We start from the raw sequence: 22,842 nt of genomic DNA, 5'->3' as shown, positions 1-22,842 counted from the left end.
GCTCCAGAACAGGAACCTGCTGCATTCTGCTTGCCGCGCCGCCGCTGCGCAGACCGGTGTGAGGGGAGCCGCGATCAGCCTGCGTGCAGTTCCTGTTTCACACGCTCGGCCAGGGTCTTGATGTCCAGCGGCTTGGGCAGGAAGGAGACGCCGGTCTCGTCCTGCAGCAGGTCCGAGAAGTCGCTCTCGGCGTAGCCCGAGATGAACATGACCGGGGCGTCGCCGAGGAAGGGTCGCGCCTTCCTCAGCAGGGACGGACCGTCCAGCCCCGGCATGATGACGTCGGAGATCATCATGTCGATCTGACCCGCCCATTCCTCGGCCAGGATCAGGGCTTCCTCGCCGTCGCAGGCCTCGATCACCTCATAACCGCGCTGGCGCAGCAGACGGGCGGCGATGCCGCGCACGGCGGCCTCGTCCTCGACGAACAGGATGCGGCCCGCGCCCGACAGGTCGCGCGGCGCGGCCTTGACCGCCTTTTCGACCACGGGGGCGGCGACCAGTTCCTCGGCCGAGGCGGCGGGCAGGAAGATGCGGAAGGCGGCGCCCGCCCCCTCGAGGTTGGTGACGCTGATGTGGCCGCCCGCCTGCTGGACAATGCCATAGACAGTGGCCAGACCCATGCCGGTGCCTTCGTTGACCGCCTTGGTGGTGAAGAAGGGCTCGAAGATCTTGTCCAGCAGTTCGGGCGGCACGCCGGGGCCGGTGTCCGACACCTCGATCAGGGCGATCTCGCCGGCGGCCTCGCGCCAGCCCATGTCGCGGGCCTGGCCCTCGGTCAGGCGGCGGGTCTTGATGGTGACCACGCCCGCGCCCGGCTCGACCACGCCGCGCATGGCGTCGCGGGCGTTGACCGCCAGGTTCATGACGGCGGTCTCCAGCTGGCTCTTGTCAGCCAGGACCAGAGGCATGTCGCGGCCGTAGTCTGTTTCCAGCCGCACGTCCTCGCGCAGCAGGCGGCGCAGCAGGACGGCGAATTCGCCGACCAGTTCGCCCAGGTCCAGACGCTCGCGCCGCACCGTGGACTTGCGCGAGAAGGCCAGGAGCTTGCGCACCAGGTCGGCGGCGCGGATGCCGGTCTGGCGGATCTGGTTCAGACCGTCATAGGAGGGGTCGCCGACGGGATGGCGCTCCAGCAGCTCGGACAGCTGCATCTGGATGGCGGTCAGCAGGTTGTTGAAGTCGTGCGCCACGCCGCCGGCCAGCTGGCCCACGGCCTGCATCTTCTGGGCCTGCGACAGCTGCAGCTCCATCGACTTCTGCGACGAGACGTCGAACAGCCAGACGCGGCGCTTGTCGCCCTCGGGCGCGACATAGAGGTGCAGGTGGCGGTCGGGATAGGCGCGGGCCACCAGCTCGATCGGGCCGGACGACCCGGCCGCCAGCTTGACCTTCGCCTCGGTCACGCCCGCCAGATCGAACAGGTGGCCAAAGGCGGCGTCGCCCGAGGCGGCGGGGCCGGTCAGGACGGCGAGCGCGGCGTTGGAATCCTCGGCCCGGCCTGCAAACAGGTCGTCGCCGGCGATGACCGTGGAGCCGAAGGGGGCGCCGGCGGCCATGGCGCGGGCCTCGCCGCTGACCTTGGCGGGGGCGGCGACGGGCGCGGTCTGCGGCACCGGCAGGACGGCGTCGGGCGCGGCGCGGACGAGGAAACGCCCCTGCCCCGCCTGCCCGATCAGGACCTCGATCTCGCGCGCGCCGATCTGGACGATGGCGCGGCCCTGATGGCCTTCGCGGGCCTGGGCGAAGGCCATGTAGAGGGCCTGCGCCGACTTGCCGCGCGGGAGCGCGGTGACGGCCCCGTTCTCCTCGGCCCAGGCGCCGTTGAAGGCCAGCACCTGACCGGACGGCCAGACCAGGGCCGCGGGCTCGGCCATGGCGTCCAGCATCTCGACCGCCGTGTCGCCGTGGGCGCGGCGCACCTCGGCCCGGCCGAAGGCGAACAGCCAGATCAGGGCCGTGGCCCCCGCCGCGAAGATCAGGATCAGGCCGGGCGCGGTGAAGGCGTTGGCGCGAAACGCCGGATAGACCATGGCGGCGACCGCCAGGGCGAAGCCCAAGGCCATCACCACCAGCAGGGGATCAAAGGTCGGACGGCGCGTCGCCGCCGCTCTGGTCTTGGAAACGGTCATGGCGCCTCGCTCGCGCGAATCAGTGGTCGTCAGCATACGCCGTTCCTCTCAGCATCGCGCGTCACCGCCGTTTCCGTCCCTGCATGACGAAGCCGATCACCTTGGCGGCCGCCTCGAAGTGTTCGCGGGGGATGACCTCGTCCACCTCGACCGTGGCGTAGAGGGCGCGCGCCAGAGGCACGTTCTCGACGACGGGCACGCCGCTTTCCTTCGCCAGCTCCCGGATGCGGAGCGCGACGGCGTCGACGCCCTTGGCGACGCAGATGGGGGCGCCGTCGCCCTGATCCGGTTCATAGCGCAGCGCCACGGAATAGTGGGTCGGGTTGGTGATGACGACGGTGGCGCCCGGCACGGCCTGCATCATCCGCTGGCGGCTGCGCTGCATGCGGATCTGGCGCAGCTTGCCCTTGATATGGGGGTCGCCCTCGGTCTGCTTGTAGTCTTCCTTGGTCTCTTCCTTGGTCATCCGCATCCGCTTGGCGAAGCGGAACTTCTGCCAGATGAAGTCGGCCCCGGCGGTGAAGGCCAGGAAGATCAGGGCGGAGATCATCAGCGCCGCCGCCAGGTCGCGGGCGAAGGGCAGGATCATGGCCGGGCTCATGGCCGCCAGGTTCTCCAGCTCGCGCGTGTGCGGCTTCAGCACCCACCAGCAGACGGCGCCGATGGCCACCAGCTTGAGGAAGGTCTTGATGAACTGGACAATGCCGTCCGGACCGAAGATGCGCTTGAAACCCGACAGGGGGCTGACCGACGACCACTTGGGCTTGATCTTCTCGGCCGTGAACATGAAGCCCGACTGAAACAGGTTGCCGCCCACGCCGCCCACCACGACCGCCAGCATCAGGGCCGCCAGGAAGGGGGTCACCGCCCAGACCGCGCGCATCCCGATCTCGATCCCGGCTCCGGCCTCCAGCCCGCCGATCATGGCATGGGGCTCGGCCAGGAACGGCAGCATGTCCTCGGCCATCTGTTGCGAGAAGTATCCGCCGCCGATCAGCAGGACCGCCGTCGCCCCGGCCAGGGACATGGCCGCCGCCACGTCCGGCGACTTGGCGACGTCGCCCTTTTTCCGCGCTTCCTCAAGTTTTCGCGGGGTGGCTTCTTCGGTTTTCGACTCGGGATCGGCGCCTTCAGCCAAGGCTCCCTCCCGTGAACACCCGCGCCAGGGCGCGATAGCGGTCGATGAAGATGGTTCCCATCACGCCGAGGCTCAGCGCGAAGATCGACAGGCCCAGCAGGACGCTGAGCGGGGCGGCGGCGAAATAGACCTGAAACGCCGGCATGACCCGCGCGATCAGGCCCGAGGCCAGGTTGAAGATCAGGGCGAAGACCAGCACCGGCGCCGACAACTGCACCCCCAGCATGAAGCTCTGGCTCAAGGTCTTGACCGCCATGGCGGCGAAGTCAGCCGCGATCATCGGCTGGGCCGGCGAGATGGCTTCGTAGGAGCCCAGGATTCCGGCGATGAAGAGGTGGTGGGTGTTGGTGGCGAAGATCAGGGTCACGCCCAGCAGCATCAGGAAGGCCGATAGGGTCGAGCCGGGCGAGGCCTGCAAGGGGTTGGCGGTCTGGGCGAAGCCCAGGGTCGTCTGCTGCGAGATGATCTCGCCCGCCGTGACCAGGGCCGTCATGAAACTGCGTAGGATGACCCCGATGGCCAGGCCGGTCAGGACCTCGCGGATGATCCAGCCCACCATGCCGCCCAGGGTCGGCGGCAGGGCCGGCAGCGACCCGGCCACCAGCGGCCACATCACCAGCGCCAGCAGCAGGGCCAGCGACAGGCGCACGCGCGGCGGCACATAGGATTCGCCGATGCCGGGAATGGTCATCAGGATCGCGCCGATCCTGGCGAAGATCAGCCCCCCGGCCCAGATCTGTTCGGCGGTGGCGTAGGACTCCACGGCCGACCTACATCCCGGCGATGCGGGCGGCGATCTCGCGCATGAAGCCGCCCAGCAAGGCGCCCATCAGCGGCAGGAACAGCAGCAGCGACACGAAAATGGCGATGATCTTGGGCGCATAGATCAGGGTCTGTTCCTGAATCTGGGTCAGGGCTTGAAACAGGCCGATGACCACGCCGACCACCAGGCCGACGACAAGCACGGGGGCGCACAGCTGAATCGTCAGCCAGATGGCGTCGCGGCCAATATCCAGAACTTCCGCGCCGCTCATCGACCACCCCAGGGAACTGGGCAGAAAATGCCGACAGGATGGTTAACAGGCCGTTTAGGAAAACCGATGCGAACCGTCGATCGTCTTGACGACTGGATTGATCGGCCCGTCCGGCTATATGGACAAGCCATGACCGACCACGCGCACAAACCCTCCGTCTCGCAGGCCGAAGCCGAAGCCGCCGTTCGCACCCTGATCCAGTGGGCGGGCGACAATCCCGACCGCGAGGGTCTGGTGGAAACGCCCAAGCGGGTGGCCAAGTCCTATCGCGAGCTGTTCCAGGGCTATGAGGTCGAGCCGCGCGAGTATCTGGAGAAGACCTTCGAGGAGGTCGGCGGCTACGACGAGCTGGTCGTCCTGAAGAACATCCGCTTCGTCAGCTTCTGCGAACACCACATGCTGCCGGTCGTCGGCATGGCCCACGTCGGCTACCTGCCTACCGACCGGGTCGTGGGCATCTCCAAGCTGGCGCGCGTGGTGCGCGGCTTTGCGCGGCGCCTGCAGATTCAGGAAAAGATGACCTCGGACATCGCCCACGCCATCCAGGACGTGCTGCGTCCGCACGGCGTCGGCGTGGTCATCGAGGCCGAGCACAGCTGCATGACCATGCGCGGCGTGGACGTGCCCGGCGCCAGCCTGTCGACCAGCTGCCTGCTGGGCACGGTCCGCGAAGACCCCCGGACGCGCGAGGAATTCCTGCGCCTCGTCCGGGGCTGATCCTCTCGCCCTAGCCCTTGATGAAGGCCAGCAGGTCGGCGTTGATAACGTCGGCATGGGTGGTGCACATCCCGTGCGGCAGGCCGGGATGGATCTTCAACGTGCCGTTCTTCAGCAGGGGCGCCGACAGTCGCGCCGAGTCGTCGATGGGTACGATCTGGTCATCGTCCCCATGCAGGACCAGGGTCGGCACGGTGATGGCCTTGAGGTCCTCGGTGAAATCGGTCTCAGAGAAGGCCTTGATGCAGTCGTAGTGAGCCTTGGCCCCGCCCTGCATCCCCTGCCGCCACCAGTTGTCGATGACGCCCTGCGACACCTGAGCGCCGTCGCGGTTGAAGCCGTAGAAGGGACCGGCCGGCACGTCACGATAGAACTGCGCCCGGTTGGCCGCGAGGGCGGCGCGGAAGCCGTCGAAGACCTCCAGCGGCAAACCGCCGGGATTGGCCTCGGTCTTCAGCATCAGCGGCGGCACGGCGCCGATCAGGACCGCCTTGGCCACGCGGCCGTCCGGCTCGCCGTGCCGGGCGACGTAGCGCGCCACCTCGCCGCCGCCGGTCGAGTGGCCGATGTGGACCGCGTCGCGCAGGTCCAGATGCTTGGCCAGCGCCGCCACGTCGGCGGCGTAGGTGTTCATCTCATTGCCCTCGGCCGTCTGGGTCGAACGACCGTGGCCGCGCCGGTCATGGGCGATGACGCGATAGCCCTGGCCCAGGAAGAACAGCATCTGGGCGTCCCAGTCGTCCGCGCTCAGCGGCCAGCCGTGATGGAAGACGAGCGGCTGCCCGGTCCCCCAGTCCTTGTAGAAGATCTCGGTCCCGTCGTCGGTCGTGATGAAAGGCATGGTTCAGCATCCTGTGGCCATGGGCCCGCAGCGGGCCCGTTTCGGGGAGCACGCACGCGCCTGACGCCAGCGGACAAGCCCGCGCGTCAGGTCAGGAACTGGAAATGAAGGGGTGGGAAGGCCCCGAAAGCGACCCTAGCGCAAGCGGCCCCCTTCTTGCGAGTCCTCGCCGCTGAAGGAGGCCTCGTCATGGGTTGGACCGCGTTTTCGTCTCATAACGAACCACCGCCCATCATGCGCGGCGGGTGGCTGGATGCGCTGCGCTTCATCGTGGCCTCGCTGATCATCCTGCACCACTTCCAGGCTTCGGCGCCCCACGCTCTGGCCGAGGCGGTCCACCCGGTGTTCGAGCGCGGCGGTTTCCTGCTGACCAACTTCTTCCTGATCGACAGCGGATACGTGCTGATGCGCGTCTATGGCGTGGCGGTCGGCGGCGGGCGGATGTCGAAGACCGACTTCTTCCTCAAGCGGTCGCTGCGGGTGTTTCCGGCCCATCTGATCATGCTGGGCCTCCTGGTGGCCATGGTGCTGCTGGGCACGGCCATCGGCCTGCCGCCGACCCATCCCGAGTGGTTCGCCTGGGACCAATTGCCTGCGCAAGTCGCCCTGGTGCAGTCGTTCGGCGTGCACGGCGGTCTGGGCTGGAACGCCCCCAGCTGGTCGATCTCGGCCCTGCTGGGCTGCTACCTGGCCTTCCCCTGGGTGCTGCGCGGCCTGACGCAGGTCGGGCCGTGGATGGCGCTGGGGCTGGTGGTGGTAGGCTATCTGGCGGCCAATGAGCTGTGCTGGGCCATCCTGAACTATCCCGTCTATCAGATGCCGCTGGCGCTCGGCATCTGGCGCGCCCTGCCCCTGTTCGTCCTAGGCATGGGGCTGGCCTGGTTCGCGCAGGGCGTCTGGATCAACCCGCGCCTGGCCGGTTGGGCCCTGCTGCTGGCATCGGTCGGCCTGGCGATCGTGCAATATTTCGACAAGCACGCCCTGATCTCGCTGGTCTTCATCTCCATCATTATCCTGGCCGCCGGGGCCGTGCCGGTGAAGCGACCCTCAAAGCTGGTCGAACAGGCGGCGGTCGTCTCCTTCGCCATGTTCATTTCCAACGAGGTGGTGCGCATCGGCTGGTTCGGTCTGGCCGAGGTCACGGCCAACAGGTTGAACCTGGGCGAGGCTGCGCGCTGGGCGCTGTGGGTCATGGGCGTAGGCGCGGCCTTCGTCTTCGCCTTCCTGTTCCACTACGGCGTCGACAATCCGATCCAGAAACGCATCCGCGCCTGGCTGAAGAAGCGTGGCCACGCCCGCGCCGAGATCAAACAGCCGGTGGTGTCGCTGGAGGGCTAGACCGGCACGCCGCCGATCAAGTGCAGGATGTTGCCGTCGGGGTCCTTGAACCAGACCAGCCGCATCGGCCCGGCGACATGGACGTCGCCTTCGCGGCCCATGCCGTCATAGTGCTCGAAGGCGACGCCCCTGGCCTTCAGGCTCTCGACGATGTCGTCCAGTTCGACCCCGACGTCCCAGGTCACGGCGTTGGCCTGATTGGTCCCGGCGAAGTCGGACTTGTAGACCGTCAGCCAGGTGCCGCCCGTGCGATAGCCCAGCACCCCGTCCATCGACGTGTCGGCCAGGTTCAGCTCCAGCACGTCGGAATAGAAGGCCTTGGCCCGATCCAGATCCTTCACCGCCACGATAGCCGAGGAATTCTTGTCCTTGAGCATATGGTTTTCTCCCTGTTCACGAGAGAGAACCGCCAAGGGCGAGAGTTCGATCCCTGCCCCCTCTGCGTCAGATCGGCATCCGCATGATTTCCTGATAGGCCGAGATGACCTGATCGCGCACCGCCATGACGGTTTCCAGCGAGGCTTCGGCGGACGAGACGGCGGTGACGACGTCGATCAGGCTGCCCTGACCCTGGACCATCTGGCTCATCTGGGTTTCGGCGCCGCGTGTCTGCTGCGCCGTCGAGGCCATGACGTTCTGCAGCAACTCGGAGAAGCCTGGCCCCTGCGCCGCCGAGGCTGCGCTGGGCGGGGTCGCGGTGGGCATGGCTCCGCCCTGAACCGCCGCATAGGCCTTGGCCGCCATCATGGGATTCATGCGCTAGCCCTTACTTCTTGATGATGTCGAGGGTGCGGGTCTCCATGTTCCGCGCCGTCTCGATGACGTTCAGGTTGGCCTCGTAGGCGCGCTGCGCCTCGCGCATGTCCATGGCCTCGACCAGGGTGTCGACATTGGGCCGCTGGACATAGCCCTCGGCGTTAGCCGCCGGGTGCGACGGGTCGTATTCCATGCGGAAAGGGCTCTGGTCCGGCCGGACCTCAGCCAGGACCACGCCGGTCGCCCCGTCCACCTTGCGCGCCTGGAAAACCGGGGTCTGGCGGCGATAGGGCTCGCCGCCCGCGACCAGGGCCGTCGACTGGGCGTTGGCGATGTTCTCGGCGATGACGCGCATCCGCGACTGCTGCGCCTTCAGGGCGCTGGCGGCCACGCCCATGGCGGTGTTGCGCGGCGCGACGGTGACGGGATCGGGCATGGCTTAGTCTCCTGCCTCAGACGCCGGGCTTCTTGGCGGCCATGCGGATCATCTGCATGGACTTCTGGTAGAAGCCGATGGCGGCGTCATAGGCCATCCGGCTCTCGGCCATCTTCAGCATCTGCTCCTCGACGACGACCGAGTTGCCGTCGAGCGTGGTCTCGGAATCGGGCGCGTTGAGCGAATCAAAGCGCGCGGCCTGCCCCGGCGGGGTGATGTGACGGGCGTTGGTGGCGACCATCTTCAGACCGCCTCCGGTGCGCATGGCCTCGGCGAAGTCGGTCGGCGCCTTCAGGTCGCGCGCCATGTAGCCGGGGGTGTCGGAGTTGGCGACGTTCTGGGCGATCACGCGCTGGCGATCGTCGAGCCATCCGAGACGGCCCTTGATCTGGTTCAGCAGAGGCAGGTCGGTGACGGACACGCGTAACCCTCGAGGATCGGACCGGCAGAATTTGCCGCCTGCATGGTTAATATTCCGTGTTCCTAAACGCGCCGTTAACCACGAGGCGCGAAACGTGCGGGCGACGCGGCGCGCCTGTGAGCGCCGGTGGGGCCTAGAAACCGCATGAATTTCCTCGATCTGTTCCGGGCGGTGTTCGGCCTGGCGATCACTCTGGGCCTGATTGGTCTGGCCGCCTGGGCGGCGCGTCGCTATGCGCCCCAGGTTCTGGCGAAGTTTCAGGCCGAGCGCGGCGCGCGGCGGCTGCAGGTGATCGAGACCCTGGTGCTGGACCCCGCACGGCGACTGGTGCTGGTCCGCGTCGACGCCGAGGAACGACTGCTCCTGCTGGGCGAAGGGCGCGAACTGATCGAGCCGCGCGGCCCGGTGGTCGAATCAGGAGAGGCGAAATGAGCCGTCCCGCCGTCTTCGCCCTGCCCTCGCGCGCGGAATTGAAGCGCGCCGCCCTGCTGTCGCTGATCACCACGGCCCTGTGTCTGGTCTGGCCGCTGGGCGCGCTGGCGCAGGAGGCGGCCCAGGCCGCGCAGAACGGATCGGCCATCAACATCGACCTGGGGACCGGCGCAGGCCTGACCCAAAGGGTGGTGCAGCTGGTCGGGCTGATGACCGTGCTGTCGCTGGCGCCCTCCATCGTCATCATGACCACCAGCTTCGTGCGCATCATCGTGGTGCTGTCCCTGCTGCGCACCGCCCTGGGGATGCAGCAGTCGCCGCCTAACGCCGTCCTGGTGTCACTGGCCCTGTTCCTGAGCGCCATCGTCATGGCTCCGACCTGGCAGGACGCCTATGATTCGGGCATCCGCCCGCTGATGGATCAGCAGATGGAGCTGCCCCAAGCCTTCGATGCGGCCTCCGAACCGGTGAAAACCTTCATGCTGGCCCAGGTGGATCGCAGCGACCTGGCCCTGTTCACCCGCCTGTCGAAAATCGAGCCCCCCCAGGACGTGCAGGAGCTGCCGCTGCGGGTGGTCACGCCGGCCTTCATGATCAGCGAGTTGAAGAAGGCCTTCACGATCGGATTTCTTCTTTTCGTTCCGTTCCTTGTGATCGATCTGGTGGTCGCCAGCGTGCTGATGTCCATGGGTATGATGATGCTGCCGCCGGTGGTGATTTCGCTGCCGTTCAAGCTGATCTTCTTCGTCCTGGTGGACGGCTGGCGGCTGGTCGCCGGAAGCCTGGTCGAGAGCTTCCAGAGAGGCGCCGGCGGGGGATAAATCCCCAGCCTCAGGGGGTTTGAGCGTCATGCGGGCTTGCCAAGCTGAGGCAAACGCGTGTTGATCCTCCGGTCTTCGTCCGGGAATCGGACGACCACCACTGGGAAAACCCTTATGACCACTCAAGCCGAACTGATCGCCGCCGTCGCCAAGGACGCAGGTGTCTCGCAGGCCGACGCCGGCCGCGTCCTCGACGCGATCGTCAAGAACATCCACAAGAGCCTGGTTTCGGGCTCGGACGTTCGCATCTCGAACCTGGGCGTCTTCGACACCGCCGAGCGCGCCGAGCGCGAAGGCCGCAACCCCGCCACGGGCGCGACCATCAAGATCGCCGCTTCGAAGGCTGTGCGCTTCCGCGTGTCGAAGCCGCTGAAGGACGCCGTCAACGGCTAAGCCTTCGGGCCCCCACGGGGGTCCAGGCGCCTCTCATGCAGAGGCCGAACCATCAGGCGGCAGCAGGTCTTGCCGCCGCCGGGGGTTGATTTCGGGCGGGGGTCGCAGGGCGATCTCCGCCCGTTTTCTGTCTGAACTCGGCCTTGGTCGCCGCGATCCATCCGGCATAGGTGTCGGCCCCGGCGCTGAGAGCGGCGAAGTCCTGCGGGCGGCCCGATCCGTCAGCCCCGTCCAGCCCGGCCAGGGCGATGCGAATGCCGCCGGGCGACCGGGCCTTTTCAGCGAAACCGGAATAGTTGTTCGACAGACGGTTCAGCGCGGTCCCGTCACGCGCCAGCGAATAGCCGACCCCGGCGCGGATCAGACGGTTCTCCTCGTCCGCCGTCAGGGGGATGAGGGCGTCGCGATGCCGATTGCCCAGCTGCTGCTCATAGAGGGCGGCGGCCGCCCCCCACTGCTGCTGTTTCCAGAAGATCTCGGCCCGAACGTCACGAGAGGCGGGCGAGGCGTCCTTGCCCAGCAGCTCCAGGGCGTGATCGTAGCGCCCCAGCTCCATCAGGGCGCGGGCCTCCAGCGCGCGGCGCTCGGTGTTCATGGCCGTGGGCAGAAGCGTGGTGCGCGACGACCAGAGCGCCTGCAGCGCCTGCTCCGGCTGACGGTTCATCAGATAGACGGCGGCCAGATTGGTCGAGACCTGGGCCTTGGCCACGCCGTCCAGACGGTTGTCGGCCTGATACTTGAGCAGCTCGGCCGCCTGATCCAGCAGGTCGACGTCGATCAGGCGGCGGGCCAGACGGCGCACCATCTCGTCGCCGTCGGCGCCGACCGGGGTCAGTTCGCGGAAGTCGAAGAACAGGGCCAGGGCCTGGACCGGCTGCAGGCCGTCGGCGGCGCCGTCGAGGAACAGGGCGCGGAAGGCGTTGTCCAGATCGGTCTGCAGCTTGTCGCCGCCAGGCAGGACCACGATCTTGCGCCCCGCCGCCTTCAGCGTCGTCAGCGCCTCGCGATAGCGGCCCTGCGACAGATAGAGTTCGCCGAGGCTGCGGATCACCGCCAACTCGGTCCCGTCCCCGCGCCAGCGCCACTTGAGCGCTTCGAGCTGGGCGGCCGCCTGATCGGGCTTCAGTGTCCCTTTGGTCATTTCCAGACGCACCACGCCAAGACGGGCGGGCGTGGAGATTCCGTCCAGCGGAGCGCGAGCCACGGCCTTGTAGAGGGCCAGGGCCTGGGTTGGTTTCTGCTCCAGCTCGAACAGCCGGGCCTGGACCAGACGGGCCGCCAGTTGATCCGCCGCCGACACGCCCGGTTGGCTGAAGACATAGGCCAGCAGCTCGCGCGCGGCGTCCAGATCGCCGGTCTCGACGGCGGCCAGGGCGTGCGCCGTGCCGAAGCGGGCGCGCCATTCAGGCGTGAAGTTGTCGACCACGCCCGCGCCGGCCGCGAAGGCCTGACGCGCCGTGGTCCAGTCGCTGCGCTGGGCGGCGATATAGCCCTGCCAGACGCGGGTGGACGGATCGCCCGCCAGCGCCCCGGACGAGAAATCGGCCTCGGCCTCGGCCAGGCGACCGATGGAGGCGCGCGCGGCGCCGCGCAGGCCGCGCACCTCGGCCACGCCCTGCATGGCGGGCGTCTGCTTGACCAGGGCGTTGAGCACGCCGACGGCTTCGTAGCCCAGTCCCTGCCCGACCAGGAAGCGGGCGTAGGCGAGACGGGATTCGACGGGCGCGCGCGGGTTTTCGGCGGCGCGGCCGCTTTCCAGTTCGGCGGCGACCTGCAGCGTGCGGTGCCGCTCGTTGAAGCTGTCCCCGCCCAGATCGGCCCAGTCGGCGATGATCAGGGCCGGGCGCACGGCGGCGCGCGGGGCGTGGACCTCCTGGGCGGCGGCTTCCAGCCCGATGGTCGGCGGCGACAGACGCAGGCCCCTGGGGCGCGACAGGGTGACGATGTCGCCCTCGGCCTTGACCGTCAGGTCGTCGGTCGGGGTCTCCACCGCCAGGCCGTGGGCGGTGGGCAACAGGGCCAGGTCGACGGTGCGGCGGCCCTTCGCCATGCCCTTGCCGGGCGCGAGGGCCGTGACGGCGGCGAAGCGGTCACCGACCATGGGATCGGTCAGCCAGACGGTCTTGGTCGCCCCGGCCATGCGCGCGGTCAACGCCGTCTGGACGCTGTCGTCGCGGCCGATGTCGACGCCGGTCACGCTGGCCGCGGTTCCGCCCAGGGTGACGATCCAGGACGCTCCGTCGGCGCGGGCCGAGACCGTCTGGCCCTCGGCGGCGGGAATGCGGATGGCGGTGAAGTCGGGACCGGCGGCCCAGCGCGCCCCGGCGGCGTCGCCCGCCTTCGCGCCGGCGGGCATGTTCATCCGGGCGGGAGCGTCGAACACCACCCAGACCGCGTCGCCGCGCCGGAAGACGGCGGCGCCGACGGGGGCGGCCCAGGCGAAGGTCAGGCGGGTGGTCTCGTCCTTGACCTCGGCGGTGACTGGCACGGCCCCGTCGGCGGGCACGACCGAGGGCTTGGCGCCGGCAGGCGCAGCGCCCGGCGCATAGAGGTTGAGCCAGACTGCGCCGTCGGCGGCGCCGGAACGGACGCCCGCGCCTTCGGCCAGGGTCAGGACCAGTTCGGTCGCGCCCTGGACGGAGCGGGTCTCGACCTTCTCGACCCCCTTGGGCGGGTCGACGCGCAGACGGCTGACGTCGGGGGCCGCGGTCGTGCCGATGCGGACGATGACGGCGCGGCCGTCCTGGCGCACGCGGGCGCGGGAGCCGACGACCCCGGCGAATTCGATCTTGGTGAAGCCGCTGTTGGCGCCGACGCGGATCTCGACCGGGCCGCTGCTGATGTTGGCGCCCTCGGCGTGCGGCGCCAGGGGCGCGAACACGACGACGCCCGCCGCAGCCGCCGCCACGGTCGTCTTCAGTACGCGCTTGCTGACGGTTGCCCCGGACATACGCGCGCACACTCGCGCGAAAGGGCTTTAATCACAGTTAACGCCGGTTAAAGAGCCGAGCCGAAAACCTTACCCCGAGGGTAGGACAAATCACCCGCTTGCGACGCGCCCGCGAAAGGCCGACATCGAGGGTATCGACGTTATCGTCACCGTGTCCGTCAGGTGTTGCCGTGTCAGACCCCGTCTATCCGCCCCTCAGCCCGCTGAAGACCGGCGTCCGTTGCCGCTGCCCGCGCTGTGGCGTGGGGCCTCTGTTCCAGGGCTATCTGACGATCCGCAAGGATTGCTCGAACTGCGGACTGGACTACGGCTTCGCCGATCCGGCGGACGGCCCGGCCTTCTTCGTCATGTCGGCGGTCGGCATCGTCGGCATGATCGGTTTCATGATCTTCGAGTTCAACGTCCACCCGCCGATCTGGGTGCATTTCGTCGTCACCCTGCCGATCCTGGCGCTGATGTGCCTGGGGGTGCTGCGCCCCTTCAAGGGGTGGATGGTGGCCGAGCAATACTTCCACAAGGCCGAGGAAGCCGTCTTCTCCAGCGTCGGCAAGCACGGCGAGGGCTACGGCTGGCGGGGTCAGGCCGAGCGCGCCGCCCGCGAGGAAGCGCGCCGGGCCGACCGAACGTCCTAAAGGCCCAGTTCCGGCATCAGGCCGGTGACCACGCCGCGCATGTTGGTTTCTTTCGGCGCCATGGCGCGCAGGAAGTTCAGCGTGTTCGCGGCGCTGTCGAAGAAGGCGAAATTCGACTGGGTGAACTGGCAGTTGTTGAAGTTGGGCGGGGTGCCGCCGCGATAGACCAGCCGCGCGTTCCTGAACTCGCAGTTCACGAAGGTGGCGCCGTCGATCTCGACTTCGCCGCTCAGGACCTGGTCGCGCGTCTGGGTCATGTTGTCTCTCCGAAGGTTAGGGCGCCAGACATAGGGGATTCCCCGTCCGGCGCCACCCGGCCCTAGCGGATCATTCGCAAGGTCACGCCGACCGTGCGGGGTGCCCCCAGGAAGGCTCCGAGGGTGCCTGCCTGGAACGGGGCGCCGAAGGCCACCTGGCGATAGTCCTGATCGAACAGGTTGCGGCCCCACAGCTCGACGCTCCAGGCCTCGTCCCGAGCCAGGGCCACGCGGCCGTCCACCAGCCAGAAACCGGGCTGGCTCTTGGCCGGATCCAGATCCGAGCCGGTGTTATATTCCGACGAATACTTGGCGGCGAGCGTGACGCGACCGGTCAGGCCGCTGCCCACCGACCGCTCATAGGTCCCGGCCAGAGAGCCGCTCCACAGCGGCGTGAAGGCCAGACGACGGCCTGCCAGAAGCGGCAGACCGGGCACGGTCTCATCCCCATATTCCGTCTGGGCGTAGGTGACGCCGCCCTGCAGCGACAGTCCCTCGACCGGCAGGAGCATGAAGTCGGCCTCCACGCCCTTGGCGCGCACGTGCGGCACGGATCGGACCAGGAAGGTGGTGCCGAGGAAGGTGTTCAGTTGGAAGTCGTCGTAGGTCTGACGGAAGGCGGCGGCGCCGACCAGCAGGCGACGGTCCAGCAGGACGCTCTTGACCCCGACCTCCCAGGCTTCGGCGCTTTCCGCCGGGAAGGCGCGCGAGGTGTCGGGGACCAGATTGGTCTGGCCGCGATCCAGGTTGAAGCCCCCGTTCTTGCGGCCGCGCGACCACGAGGCGTAGAGGCGCGCGCCCTCGGCGGCCTTGAACTCGGCGCGGGCCAGGCCGGTCCAGGCCTGGTCCTTGACCGTGTCCGACGAGGCCAAGCCGTTGAAGGCCGGGTTCGACCACGGCAGGCAAAGCGTGGCGTTGGTCACGCCATTGGCCAGGGCCGCGGCGCAAGCGCGTCCGCCGTCGGTGTTGGTGTAGGCCGCGCTCATGTCCTTGGTCTCATGCGTGCGGCGCAGACCGCCGGTCAGGGTCAGGCGGTTGGTCACGGCGTAGGAGGCCTGCGCGAACAGGGCCGCGGACTGCGTCGTCTGCCAGTAGCGGTCCTTCTGGCCCTCGCCCTCGACGAAGCTCTGGCCGACCGGCAGGCCGGTCAGGGTCGAGACGTAGGCGGGATCGCCCAGAGGATTGGTGGTCGAGCGTGACAGCAGGCGGCTGACATATGCCTCATAGTCGGCGCCGTAGAGCAGGCTGTCGCGACGGGTCAGCTTCTCGTCGGCGAGGAACAGGCCGCCCGACCAGTCGAGGCGGTCACGCCGGCCCGACAGGCGGACCTCCTGCGTCAGGGTGCGGAAGCGGTTGGACCAGCTGCCGTCGTCAGGGCGATAGGCCAGGTCGGCCGAGGTGAAGTCCCAGTCCTGACTGATGACGCCGCGCCAGTCGCGCACCGCCGTGGTGCTTTCCAGCTGCGCCCAGCCCAGATCGGCGGTCAGGTGCAGGGCCAGACCCTTGTCACGGATGCGGGTGTTGGTGTCGCGATTCGACCAGGCGACGCGCGCCCAGGGGTTGGGCGTCGCCGCCACCCCGCCGTCGGGCGCGAAGGTCGCCAGAAGCGGCGCCGTGCCGCCGGTGACCAGCTGCACCCCGACGCAGCAGCGCTCGTCCCGCTCGGTCCAGTCGGCGGTCAGGCGAGCGCTCAGGTCAGGCGTGACCTGCCACAGCAGCTGGCCGCGCACCGTGTCATAGTGCTCGTTCTGGTCGTCGGTCGCGGTGCGCGGGCCGTCCCCGGTCCTGACGTCATAAAGGCCGTCGCGACGGCGGGCGGCGACATAGAGCCGCCCGGCCAGAACCTCGTCCACGATAGGGCCGGTCAGCGACACCGAGCCGCCGGCGGTTCCATGGTCGCCGAAGGTCGCCTCGCCCGCCATGCGCGGCGTGAACGACGGGGCGGCGGTGACGACATTGATGACGCCGGCCGAGGTGTTCTTGCCGAACAGGGTGGCCTGCGGGCCCTTCAGCACCTCGACGCGTTCGATCTCGCCCAGGTCGCCCAGGGCCACGCCGTTGCGCGGGCGATAGACGCCGTCGATCATGACGCCGACCGAGCTTTCCAGCCCCGGGTTGTCGCCCACCGTGCCGACGCCGCGGATGCGTGCCGTGGTGAAGGTCTGGTTCGAGGTCGAGGCCACGATCAGGCCCGGCGTCAGTATCTGCAGGTCCTTGATGTCGCGCACGCCGACGTCGTCCAGCAGCGGCTGGGCCACGACCGTCAGCGACAGAGGCGTGGCCGCCAGGGGCGCCTCGCGCCGCTGGGCCGTCACCACGATCTCGGACACCTGGGTCGGCCCCTCCTCCGCGACAGCCGGTCGATCCTCAGCCAAGACCGGGACGGCGCCAGCGAGCACGAGCAAGGAGGCGGACGCGAGAAACGCGGCGCGGACAGGGAGATTCATGGAAGGGATAACCGCTGGGCGGAGCGACGGCGCACGGCTCTGTCGCGGACAAGAGCCGCGCTCTAGCAGTCGAGCCTTGCCGTTGAAAGTCTTACCCTGCGTCAGCCAATGATGACTTTCACGCCCGCCCGGCCAGAGGCCCGGAGGCGCGCGGCGCGAAGCTGACGTCCACCCGACTGCGCTGATGCTGCAGGTCGTTGCGGACAGCGCCGCCGACCTGACACAGGGCGCTCATGTCGCCGTGAATCCCGGCTTCATGGACCGAGATCAGCTCCAGCAGGCGTTCGGCCTCGGCCAGGGAGGCCGGGGCCTGCTCCAGCAGCCAGGCCTCCAGCCCGTCCATGCTCATCGACGGCTGAGGGCTCTCGACCGTGCTTTCGCTCCGGCTCCTACTCCACCGCCGCAGCAGCACGCAGGCGGTTTCCATGGTCCATTGCTGCGCCATCACGCGCCTCCCGCGCGAAGCGCCGGGCGTAGGACGCCTCCCAGACGCCGACGAAGACGCAGACGGTGTCCAGGAACCATACGGCCCAGTTCACCGTGACGACGGCCCAGTGCAGCCGATCCCAGGCGAAGAAGGGCGCCAGATAGGCGATGACCGCGATGAACTGAAATCCGGCTAGGGCGACGATCCACCAGCGCTCGCCGCGCTCGGCCAGCACCCAGAAGGTCAGAAACAGCGCGACATCCAGCAGGGCCGCCCACACGATCATGCCCGGCACATGCAACATTTGCAGCACCGTGGTGATGGCCACCGCCGCGATCAACGCAAAGGTCGCCGCCCGGTCGATCCACTCCCCCCGCCACAGGATCAATCCCAAAGCGATGAGGTTGGCGCTCAACATGAAGATGTGAAAGGGGTGCACCGCTATACGTCAGCCCGTGCATGGCCTGCACCCGCCGCCAGCGGATACGGCGGCCCGCACCGGGCGCCTCTGTTTAGGGACTGGCATAGCCATCGAGCCTCCTGCGGGGGACGATCACCGCAGGCGCTGGACGGACTCAAGGACGGGGTTGGCGAGGCTGGCGCCGACTGCGGCGATGATCAACCAGGCCAGAGACCAGCCCATGATCAGCCACAACAGGGAGCCCCCCAGCTTCCTGGGCCGGCGCCAGCCGTCCAACGCTGCGTATCGCTCATAGAGTGAACGCCGCGCATTCCCGCCCCCGAGCGCTGTCGAGGGCGCTGCGGAGACAGGCTCAGGTGGAGCAGCGCGGGAGGGAGCGGATAGAGGGAATGATCCCCCTGAGTAGAGATCACTCAGGCGGCGGGCGGCCTGCAGGCGGTCGGATACGCCCAGCTTTTCGTAGGCGCGGTGCAGGTGGTTCTGGACGGTGCGCGGCGACAGGTTCAGTTCCTGCGCAATTTCCTTGTCCCCCAGCCGCAAGCCCGCCAGCCGGACGATCTCCAGCTCGCGCGGCGTCAACTTGGGATCTGAGTCGGGCCTGGTCACAGCCTAGCGTTACCGACTCCGCCCCCGTCGCGTCCAGATAGTATTATTTATCACCGGCGGTTCAGCCTGCGTCATAGAGCCCGACCCTTCAACGATCCACGGGCGTCCAGCGTCACGTCCGCATTCTCGATGACGGTCAGGTCGACGGCGTCTACTGCGTATTCGGTCTTCAGCGTCGCCAGCCACCCGAACAGGGCCGCCGAGGTCACGCCCGGCGCGTCGAAGCCTATGCCGCCCGTCTCGTCCACCGACAGGGTGACCGGCAGCCCGGTCGCCTCGGCCGCGCTGCGCGCCGCCTGCTCGACCTCGGCCAGGTTCATGGTCGCGGAAGCGGAAGCTTCGGCCTTGGTCGTCGCCCCCCGGGCCGCCAGTCCGCCTTCAATGCGTGCGAGACTGGCCGTCGCTTCGATCCGGCGATCGGCCGCCGCTTCACGCCAGGCCCAGGCGGGCCGCACCACCAGAAGCCAGACCAGGACAGCGGCGATCAGCAGCCCCATGACCGCCAGCATCCGCTGTTCACGCGCCGAGCGCCCGCCCCACCACAGGCCGGCCGTCTGGATCATCCGGTTCATCAGGCGCCTCCCACGCGCACTTCCGAGACGATCTTGCCCTGATCGTCGACGGTGCTTTCATCGGTCAGGCTCATGCCCCTGGCCGCCATGGCCTGTTGCAAGGCGTCCAGATCCTCATAGGCCAGATAGGTGACCGTGGCCCGAACCCCGTCGGCGTCGGCGGTCAGACTGTCCAGCTCCGCGCCCTCGACGCCTTCGACGGCGGCGAACAGAGCGGCGGCGGCGGCCGTCGCGCCCCCCGGCGGCGGGGCTGTGGCCAGACGGCGCTCTGCCTCGGCCACCGCGTCGGCGTTCGCCGGGATATCGGGGAAGGCCTGGCGCGCGGCGGCCTCGGCGCGACGGTCCGCGTCGCGGGCGCGCCAGGCGTCGTGCCCCGCCGTCGCCAGGGTCAGGATCAGCGGCGAGACGATCAGGGCCGCCGCCAGGGCTCCGGCCCGTTTCCAGCCGCGCCGATCGGCCTCGACGCGGCGTCCGGCGCCCACCAGCAGATTGATCGGCGGATTGAGGGCGGCGGCGGTCAGCAAGCGTTCGATCTCGTCGGGGCGCCCGATGCGGTCCAGCTCCCGGTTGGCGACAACCACCTCGGCCAGGTCGGGCTGAACGCTCATCGCCAGTTCGCGCCCGCGCAGGGCCAGATCGGCGCCGAAGACGGCCGCGCTCAGCCGTCCCTCCTCCACCGGCTCGGGCGGGATCAGGCTGTCGGGGATGATGACGTCGGCCTTAAGACCGAGGCTCGACAGATAGTCGCCCCAGGCCTGCAAAAGGCCGCGCCCGACCACAGCGACCAGCCGTCGCTCGCCTGCGGCCGCGATCGGCCCCAGGGCCGCGCTCAATCGCTCGGCGGGCGCGGCCAGATCGTCGCGCAGGAGGTGCAGGGCGGCCGCGGCGACCTGGGCCGGGCTGCCCGACGGCAGGTCGAGCCAGCGGATCAGGACGTCCGCGCCCGGAACCACCGCCACGGTGCGCATCGGCTCGGGCTGCGCGCCGCCCAGTTCCGCTACGCCACGGGTCAGCACGTTCCCTTGCGCATCCAGCGTCAGGCAGGACGCCGGCAGTGCCACCGAGGGCGGGATCAGGATCAGTCGGATGCGGCTCATTCGTCCAGGGTCCAGCGTTGGATGATGGTGCGCGCGGGACCGGTCTGAGGCAGCTCGATCAGGGCCGTGCGGACAGCGCGGCCGCCGCCGTACTCCACATCCACGCGCAAGTTGAAGAAGCGGGTCAGGACCGTCAGTTGGTCCTGCACCGTGGTCGGCAGCAGCACCCCCGCCATCGGCCCTTGCATCAGGAAGGCGTTGGCGTCGCTCCACCCGTTCGCGGGACGGGCGGCGATGGCGGCGCGGGCCGAGGCCAGGCTGAGCTTGCCATCGGCCAGCATGACCAGCAGCGGCGCCTGCTCCGGCGTCAGCGTGTTGGGATTGAGGGGCGACAGGTCCGTGGTCGGCAGGGCGCAGACATAGGGCCGCAGCCGGGCGTAGGTCTCGGCGTCCATGCCCTTGACCGCCCGCAACTCGCTGACCTCGGCCAGCAGGGTCCCGGCGGTGCGATAGGCCTGGGCCTGCCCCGCATAGGCGGCGTCCTCGCCCCCCTGGGCGCGCGGCGTGGTGTCGGTGTCGATCCAATCGGTCAGGGCGTCGGCGATCGCCCGCATCCGCCCGTCTGGCAGGTTCAGGGCGCGGCCCAGGGCGACGAGCTGCTGCGCCCCCAGCGGCCGGGCGACATAGACCTCCATCTGGCCCTCGACCACGCTGTTCAGATTGAAACAGGCCTGACCATCGCTGAGACGCGCGGTGATCGAACCGTCCTCGACTGGGAAGTTCAGCACGCGACCGTTCCAGTCGGGCTGGATCGGCGTCTTCACCGGATCAAGGTCGCGCAGGCGGTTGATCTGGCGCCGCGCCAGGGCTTCGGCCCCGGCCGCGTACCACTGGGCCTGGCTTTGCGTTTCGGCGTTCATGGTGCGACGAACCGAGAAGCGGATGTCGTCCAGCACCAGCACCGCCACCGCCGCCATCACCCCCACCAGCAGCAGGACGGTCAGCAGGGCCATGCCTTCACGACGCCTGAAGCGCGCCTTCATCGTCCGCCCCCGACCACGAACAGCTGGCGCACGGGGCCGTAGCCTTCAAGCGTCAGGTCCAGCCGCACGGCGTCCGGCAGGGGCCGATCCGGCGACGGGACGAAGCGCGGCGTCTCGGCGCCCTGGGCGATGAAGGCCAGGGCGGGGGCGCTGACCCCTTGATAGAGCACCTGAGGCGGACCGGGCCGCGCGCCGTCCAGATAGGGATAGACGCGTCGTTCCAGCCGATCCTCGACCAGGCGGTATTCGACCCGTTGCAGGGAGGCTCGTGGACGATCGTCCGGGTTGCTCCACCCAGCGCGCACCAGCACCAGCAGCGGGTCGCCCGGCGCCTCGGCGGCGAGGATAGGCGCGAAGGCGGGCTGGCCGTTGGCGGCGCGGACGCGGCGCGGCGCGGCCTGGCCCAGGTCGGCGCGCAGGGTGGCGCGCAGGCGTTGCAGTTCGGCCGTGCGGTCAGTGGACGCCTTGACGACGAACCGGTTGTCGATGCTCTGGCTCAGCACCAGCACGCCCGCCGCAGCCAGCAGGGCGAAGATCAGCAGGGCGATCATCACTTCGATCAGGGTGAAGCCGGCCCGATCTGTGGCGCGTGACCTCATGACCCGACCGCCCGGAACAGGATGCGCTCGGCCGCCTGCCCCTCATCGTCGGACACGCGGATGTCGATACGCAGGATGTCGGGGTTGTCGGTGGCCGCCACCGACTGGGTCCAGCGCCAGTCTCGACCGGCCAGAGGCTGACTTCCGTCGCTGTCGCCGGGCGCCGGGGCGGGCTGCGTTGTCATGGCCTCGACCGCCAGGTTCTCGGCCACGATCCCGCCCAGGGTCCGCGTCTCGGCGCGCGCGGCCGAACGCGTGTTCTCGCCGCCGAGGTTCAGCAGGGCCAGGGCCGCCAGGGCGAACACCGCCAGCGCCACCAGCAGTTCGATCAGGGTGAAGCCGGCCCGACCCCTTCTCGCTCGTTCAGCCATCGACCTTCACCTCGCCCGCGGCGTCGATGGCGACGGTCACTGCGCGTGGGCCGCGTGACAGGGTCAGGCGCGCGGCGTCCGCCACGCCGGTCGGATCGAAGACCACGCGCAGGGGCGTATCCGCAGGCTGACCCTCGGGCCGCGCCGCGGTGTCCTCGGCCCAGCGCTCCTCGGCGAAGGGGCCGTCGATCAGGGGCGACCACTGGACGCCGTCGAAGCTGGAAAAGGCGTAGCCCCCCGCCGTCGCCTCCACCGCCACGGCGCGGTTGGTCAGCAGGGCCTCCTCGCGCGCCCGCACCAGCCGCGCGGCGAAGCGCTCGGCCTCGTCGCCCACCGGCGGGCGGGGGTCGGGCACGGCCAGAACCACCGCCGAGGCGGCCAGACCCATGATCGCCACCACCATCAGAAGCTCGACCAGGGTGAAGCCGGCGCGCGACCGGCGCTCATGCAGCGAGCCGCCGCGCGGCGAGCAATAGCGCCCCTCAGCTCTGCCAGTTGCCGATGTCCGCATCATTCCCCTCGCCCCCTTCCTTGCCGTCGGCGCCGAAGGAGAAGACGTCGAACTGACCGCCGTGGGCGGACGGGCGGCGGTACTGATAGGCGTTGCCCCAGGGGTCTTCCGGCAGGCGGCGAATATAGCCGCCCTCGCGATAGCGTTCGGGGCGGGCCAGACCGGCCGGCGGCGCGGTCAGGGCCTGCAATCCGCTCTGGGCGTCGGGGAAGGTCAGATTGTCGAGGCGATAGGTCTCGATAGCCTGTTCCAGGGTCGCGATGTCGGCCCGGGCCTTGCCCACCATGGCCTTGTCCTGCGTCGGCAGGACGTTGATCGCCACCACCGTGGCCAGGAGGCCGATGATGACGATGACCACCATGAGTTCGACGAGCGTAAAGCCGTGACGGGCTTTACGCTGAGAGGCGCTATCGCAAGCGACGCGGTCGCTTGCTGCTTGAGCGCTAAGGCGCGCGATCTTCTTCAAGGAGCGAGCCGCCGCGCGGCGAGCGTTAGGACCAAACATGATGC

At 69.0% G+C, this 22,842-nt stretch carries 28 protein-coding genes; 6 read left to right on the top strand and 22 right to left on the bottom strand.

All coding sequences use genetic code 11. The features are described from left to right. Positions 1 to 74: 74 nt before the first annotated feature. The 4 genes from cckA to fliQ are packed head-to-tail and all read right to left on the bottom strand — an operon-like array spanning position 75 to position 4,304. Positions 75 to 2,168, bottom strand: coding sequence for a cell cycle histidine kinase CckA (gene cckA / locus B4A39_RS01650; RefSeq protein ID WP_292032576.1), 2,094 nt, complete (start codon positions 2,166 to 2,168; stop codon positions 75 to 77). 25 nt (positions 2,169 to 2,193) lie between these two features. Then, entirely contained in the window at positions 2,194 to 3,270 is a 1,077-nt protein-coding gene (gene flhB / locus B4A39_RS01645) for a flagellar biosynthesis protein FlhB (RefSeq protein ID WP_292032574.1), read from the bottom strand. Then, positions 3,263 to 4,033 carry a flagellar biosynthetic protein FliR gene (fliR, locus tag B4A39_RS01640; RefSeq protein WP_292032572.1) on the bottom strand — a complete coding sequence of 257 codons (771 nt, stop codon included), beginning with the start codon at positions 4,031 to 4,033 and terminating at the stop codon, positions 3,263 to 3,265. Before fliR ends, flhB begins: the two co-directional genes overlap by 8 nt. A 7-nt stretch (positions 4,034 to 4,040) precedes the next feature. Then, positions 4,041 to 4,304, bottom strand: a complete 264-nt coding sequence (fliQ, locus tag B4A39_RS01635; protein WP_105564070.1) for a flagellar biosynthesis protein FliQ — start codon at positions 4,302 to 4,304, stop codon at positions 4,041 to 4,043. A 129-nt stretch (positions 4,305 to 4,433) separates the two neighbouring features. Between fliQ and folE the strand changes: the two genes are divergently transcribed. Continuing rightward, positions 4,434 to 5,021, top strand: coding sequence for a GTP cyclohydrolase I FolE (folE, locus tag B4A39_RS01630; protein ID WP_292032568.1), 588 nt, complete (start codon positions 4,434 to 4,436; stop codon positions 5,019 to 5,021). 10 nt (positions 5,022 to 5,031) lie between these two features. Here folE and B4A39_RS01625 read toward each other — a convergent pair whose 3' ends face one another. Next, positions 5,032 to 5,862 carry an alpha/beta fold hydrolase gene (locus B4A39_RS01625; protein ID WP_292032566.1) on the bottom strand — a complete coding sequence of 277 codons (831 nt, stop codon included), beginning with the start codon at positions 5,860 to 5,862 and terminating at the stop codon, positions 5,032 to 5,034. A gap of 189 nt (positions 5,863 to 6,051) precedes the next feature. Between B4A39_RS01625 and B4A39_RS01620 the strand changes: the two genes are divergently transcribed. Next, positions 6,052 to 7,200, top strand: coding sequence for an acyltransferase family protein (locus B4A39_RS01620; RefSeq protein WP_292032564.1), 1,149 nt, complete (start codon positions 6,052 to 6,054; stop codon positions 7,198 to 7,200). Here B4A39_RS01620 and B4A39_RS01615 read toward each other — a convergent pair. The 4 genes from B4A39_RS01615 to flgB all read right to left on the bottom strand — a co-directional run bounded on the left by B4A39_RS01615 (position 7,197) and on the right by flgB (position 8,813). Further along, positions 7,197 to 7,577, bottom strand: a complete 381-nt coding sequence (locus B4A39_RS01615; protein ID WP_292032562.1) for a VOC family protein — start codon at positions 7,575 to 7,577, stop codon at positions 7,197 to 7,199. The genes B4A39_RS01620 and B4A39_RS01615 overlap by 4 nt on opposite strands. Positions 7,578 to 7,644: 67 nt before the next feature. After that, positions 7,645 to 7,956: a flagellar hook-basal body complex protein FliE gene (gene fliE, locus B4A39_RS01610; protein ID WP_292032559.1), complete on the bottom strand. Its 312-nt coding sequence runs from the start codon at positions 7,954 to 7,956 to the stop codon at positions 7,645 to 7,647. A gap of 10 nt (positions 7,957 to 7,966) precedes the next feature. Continuing rightward, on the bottom strand, positions 7,967 to 8,353 hold the full coding sequence (flgC, locus tag B4A39_RS01605; RefSeq protein WP_409449586.1) for a flagellar basal body rod protein FlgC: 387 nt from the start codon (positions 8,351 to 8,353) through the stop codon (positions 7,967 to 7,969). 55 nt (positions 8,354 to 8,408) lie between these two features. Next, a complete protein-coding gene (flgB, locus tag B4A39_RS01600) occupies positions 8,409 to 8,813 on the bottom strand; it encodes a flagellar basal body rod protein FlgB (protein WP_292032555.1) in 405 nt (134 codons plus the stop codon). A 144-nt stretch (positions 8,814 to 8,957) separates the two neighbouring features. On the opposite strand from flgB, the gene B4A39_RS01595 reads away from it, so the two are divergent. The 3 genes from B4A39_RS01595 (at position 8,958) to B4A39_RS01585 (ending at position 10,459) form a co-directional block, all read left to right on the top strand. Further along, a complete protein-coding gene (locus B4A39_RS01595) occupies positions 8,958 to 9,245 on the top strand; it encodes a flagellar biosynthetic protein FliO (protein ID WP_292032553.1) in 288 nt (95 codons plus the stop codon). Next, positions 9,242 to 10,066: a flagellar type III secretion system pore protein FliP gene (gene fliP, locus B4A39_RS01590; RefSeq protein ID WP_292032551.1), complete on the top strand. Its 825-nt coding sequence runs from the start codon at positions 9,242 to 9,244 to the stop codon at positions 10,064 to 10,066. The genes B4A39_RS01595 and fliP overlap by 4 nt, the downstream gene beginning before the upstream one ends. Positions 10,067 to 10,180: 114 nt before the next feature. Next, positions 10,181 to 10,459: an HU family DNA-binding protein gene (locus tag B4A39_RS01585; RefSeq protein ID WP_105564062.1), complete on the top strand. Its 279-nt coding sequence runs from the start codon at positions 10,181 to 10,183 to the stop codon at positions 10,457 to 10,459. 52 nt (positions 10,460 to 10,511) lie between these two features. On the opposite strand, the gene B4A39_RS01580 is transcribed toward B4A39_RS01585, so the two are convergent. After that, positions 10,512 to 13,409 carry a tetratricopeptide repeat protein gene (locus B4A39_RS01580; RefSeq protein ID WP_292032539.1) on the bottom strand — a complete coding sequence of 966 codons (2,898 nt, stop codon included), beginning with the start codon at positions 13,407 to 13,409 and terminating at the stop codon, positions 10,512 to 10,514. A gap of 170 nt (positions 13,410 to 13,579) precedes the next feature. Here B4A39_RS01580 and B4A39_RS01575 point away from each other — a divergent pair, with 170 nt between their 5' ends. After that, positions 13,580 to 14,041: a DUF983 domain-containing protein gene (locus B4A39_RS01575; protein WP_292032536.1), complete on the top strand. Its 462-nt coding sequence runs from the start codon at positions 13,580 to 13,582 to the stop codon at positions 14,039 to 14,041. On the opposite strand, the gene B4A39_RS01570 is transcribed toward B4A39_RS01575, so the two are convergent. From B4A39_RS01570 to gspG, 12 genes are all read right to left on the bottom strand, one after another. Next, entirely contained in the window at positions 14,038 to 14,298 is a 261-nt protein-coding gene (locus tag B4A39_RS01570) for a hypothetical protein (RefSeq protein ID WP_292032535.1), read from the bottom strand. The two genes, B4A39_RS01575 and B4A39_RS01570, sit on opposite strands and share 4 nt — an antisense overlap. Before the next feature lie 62 nt (positions 14,299 to 14,360). After that, complete coding sequence (locus B4A39_RS01565; protein WP_409449582.1) at positions 14,361 to 16,745, bottom strand: TonB-dependent receptor; 2,385 nt, start codon at positions 16,743 to 16,745, stop codon at positions 14,361 to 14,363. A 118-nt stretch (positions 16,746 to 16,863) separates the two neighbouring features. Next, a complete protein-coding gene (locus tag B4A39_RS01560) occupies positions 16,864 to 17,172 on the bottom strand; it encodes a hypothetical protein (protein ID WP_292032531.1) in 309 nt (102 codons plus the stop codon). Next, positions 17,135 to 17,611 carry a hypothetical protein gene (locus tag B4A39_RS01555; protein ID WP_292032529.1) on the bottom strand — a complete coding sequence of 159 codons (477 nt, stop codon included), beginning with the start codon at positions 17,609 to 17,611 and terminating at the stop codon, positions 17,135 to 17,137. The genes B4A39_RS01560 and B4A39_RS01555 overlap by 38 nt, the downstream gene beginning before the upstream one ends. 114 nt (positions 17,612 to 17,725) lie before the next feature. Continuing rightward, the gene (locus B4A39_RS01550) at positions 17,726 to 18,199 is read right to left on the bottom strand and encodes a response regulator transcription factor (protein ID WP_292032527.1); all 474 of its coding nucleotides are present in this window, start codon (positions 18,197 to 18,199) and stop codon (positions 17,726 to 17,728) included. 71 nt (positions 18,200 to 18,270) lie between these two features. Continuing rightward, positions 18,271 to 18,771 carry a type II secretion system protein GspM gene (gene gspM / locus B4A39_RS01545; protein WP_292032524.1) on the bottom strand — a complete coding sequence of 167 codons (501 nt, stop codon included), beginning with the start codon at positions 18,769 to 18,771 and terminating at the stop codon, positions 18,271 to 18,273. Next, positions 18,771 to 19,868 carry a type II secretion system protein GspL gene (gspL, locus tag B4A39_RS01540; RefSeq protein ID WP_292032521.1) on the bottom strand — a complete coding sequence of 366 codons (1,098 nt, stop codon included), beginning with the start codon at positions 19,866 to 19,868 and terminating at the stop codon, positions 18,771 to 18,773. The genes gspM and gspL overlap by 1 nt, the downstream gene beginning before the upstream one ends. Beyond that, positions 19,865 to 20,851, bottom strand: coding sequence for a type II secretion system minor pseudopilin GspK (gene gspK, locus B4A39_RS01535; RefSeq protein ID WP_292032519.1), 987 nt, complete (start codon positions 20,849 to 20,851; stop codon positions 19,865 to 19,867). The genes gspL and gspK overlap by 4 nt, the downstream gene beginning before the upstream one ends. Beyond that, positions 20,848 to 21,450, bottom strand: a complete 603-nt coding sequence (gspJ, locus tag B4A39_RS01530; RefSeq protein ID WP_292032517.1) for a type II secretion system minor pseudopilin GspJ — start codon at positions 21,448 to 21,450, stop codon at positions 20,848 to 20,850. Before gspJ ends, gspK begins: the two co-directional genes overlap by 4 nt. Continuing rightward, complete coding sequence (gene gspI, locus B4A39_RS01525; protein ID WP_292032515.1) at positions 21,447 to 21,821, bottom strand: type II secretion system minor pseudopilin GspI; 375 nt, start codon at positions 21,819 to 21,821, stop codon at positions 21,447 to 21,449. The genes gspJ and gspI overlap by 4 nt, the downstream gene beginning before the upstream one ends. After that, positions 21,814 to 22,332, bottom strand: a complete 519-nt coding sequence (locus B4A39_RS01520; protein WP_292032512.1) for a GspH/FimT family pseudopilin — start codon at positions 22,330 to 22,332, stop codon at positions 21,814 to 21,816. The genes gspI and B4A39_RS01520 overlap by 8 nt, the downstream gene beginning before the upstream one ends. Next, complete coding sequence (gspG, locus tag B4A39_RS01515) at positions 22,304 to 22,789, bottom strand: type II secretion system major pseudopilin GspG (RefSeq protein ID WP_292033291.1); 486 nt, start codon at positions 22,787 to 22,789, stop codon at positions 22,304 to 22,306. The genes B4A39_RS01520 and gspG overlap by 29 nt, the downstream gene beginning before the upstream one ends. Between the last annotated feature and the right edge of the window lie 53 nt (positions 22,790 to 22,842).

The sequence above is a fragment of the Brevundimonas sp. UBA4553 genome (genome assembly GCF_002387245.1).
In the GTDB taxonomy this organism is placed as follows: domain Bacteria; phylum Pseudomonadota; class Alphaproteobacteria; order Caulobacterales; family Caulobacteraceae; genus Brevundimonas.
The sequence above is the reverse complement of the archived record's forward strand: the minus strand, read 5'-3'. Positions and strand labels throughout refer to the sequence as shown.

Coding starts and splice junctions, on each gene's coding strand:
- B4A39_RS01520 (WP_292032512.1), bottom strand. CDS start 22,332: ATGCGGACATCGGCAACTGGCAGAGCTGAGGGGCGCTATTGCTCGCCG.
- B4A39_RS01585 (WP_105564062.1), top strand. CDS start 10,181: ATGACCACTCAAGCCGAACTGATCGCCGCCGTCGCCAAGGACGCAGGT.
- cckA (WP_292032576.1), bottom strand. CDS start 2,168: ATGCTGACGACCACTGATTCGCGCGAGCGAGGCGCCATGACCGTTTCC.
- B4A39_RS01580 (WP_292032539.1), bottom strand. CDS start 13,409: ATGTCCGGGGCAACCGTCAGCAAGCGCGTACTGAAGACGACCGTGGCG.
- fliE (WP_292032559.1), bottom strand. CDS start 7,956: ATGAATCCCATGATGGCGGCCAAGGCCTATGCGGCGGTTCAGGGCGGA.
- B4A39_RS01595 (WP_292032553.1), top strand. CDS start 8,958: ATGAATTTCCTCGATCTGTTCCGGGCGGTGTTCGGCCTGGCGATCACT.
- B4A39_RS01625 (WP_292032566.1), bottom strand. CDS start 5,862: ATGCCTTTCATCACGACCGACGACGGGACCGAGATCTTCTACAAGGAC.
- flgC (WP_409449586.1), bottom strand. CDS start 8,353: ATGGGCGTGGCCGCCAGCGCCCTGAAGGCGCAGCAGTCGCGGATGCGC.
- B4A39_RS01615 (WP_292032562.1), bottom strand. CDS start 7,577: ATGCTCAAGGACAAGAATTCCTCGGCTATCGTGGCGGTGAAGGATCTG.
- B4A39_RS01565 (WP_409449582.1), bottom strand. CDS start 16,745: ATGAATCTCCCTGTCCGCGCCGCGTTTCTCGCGTCCGCCTCCTTGCTC.
- gspM (WP_292032524.1), bottom strand. CDS start 18,771: ATGAACCGGATGATCCAGACGGCCGGCCTGTGGTGGGGCGGGCGCTCG.
- gspL (WP_292032521.1), bottom strand. CDS start 19,868: ATGAGCCGCATCCGACTGATCCTGATCCCGCCCTCGGTGGCACTGCCG.
- gspK (WP_292032519.1), bottom strand. CDS start 20,851: ATGAAGGCGCGCTTCAGGCGTCGTGAAGGCATGGCCCTGCTGACCGTC.
- gspI (WP_292032515.1), bottom strand. CDS start 21,821: ATGGCTGAACGAGCGAGAAGGGGTCGGGCCGGCTTCACCCTGATCGAA.
- fliP (WP_292032551.1), top strand. CDS start 9,242: ATGAGCCGTCCCGCCGTCTTCGCCCTGCCCTCGCGCGCGGAATTGAAG.
- folE (WP_292032568.1), top strand. CDS start 4,434: ATGACCGACCACGCGCACAAACCCTCCGTCTCGCAGGCCGAAGCCGAA.
- B4A39_RS01560 (WP_292032531.1), bottom strand. CDS start 17,172: ATGGAAACCGCCTGCGTGCTGCTGCGGCGGTGGAGTAGGAGCCGGAGC.
- fliQ (WP_105564070.1), bottom strand. CDS start 4,304: ATGAGCGGCGCGGAAGTTCTGGATATTGGCCGCGACGCCATCTGGCTG.
- B4A39_RS01620 (WP_292032564.1), top strand. CDS start 6,052: ATGGGTTGGACCGCGTTTTCGTCTCATAACGAACCACCGCCCATCATG.
- B4A39_RS01570 (WP_292032535.1), bottom strand. CDS start 14,298: ATGACCCAGACGCGCGACCAGGTCCTGAGCGGCGAAGTCGAGATCGAC.
- gspJ (WP_292032517.1), bottom strand. CDS start 21,450: ATGAGGTCACGCGCCACAGATCGGGCCGGCTTCACCCTGATCGAAGTG.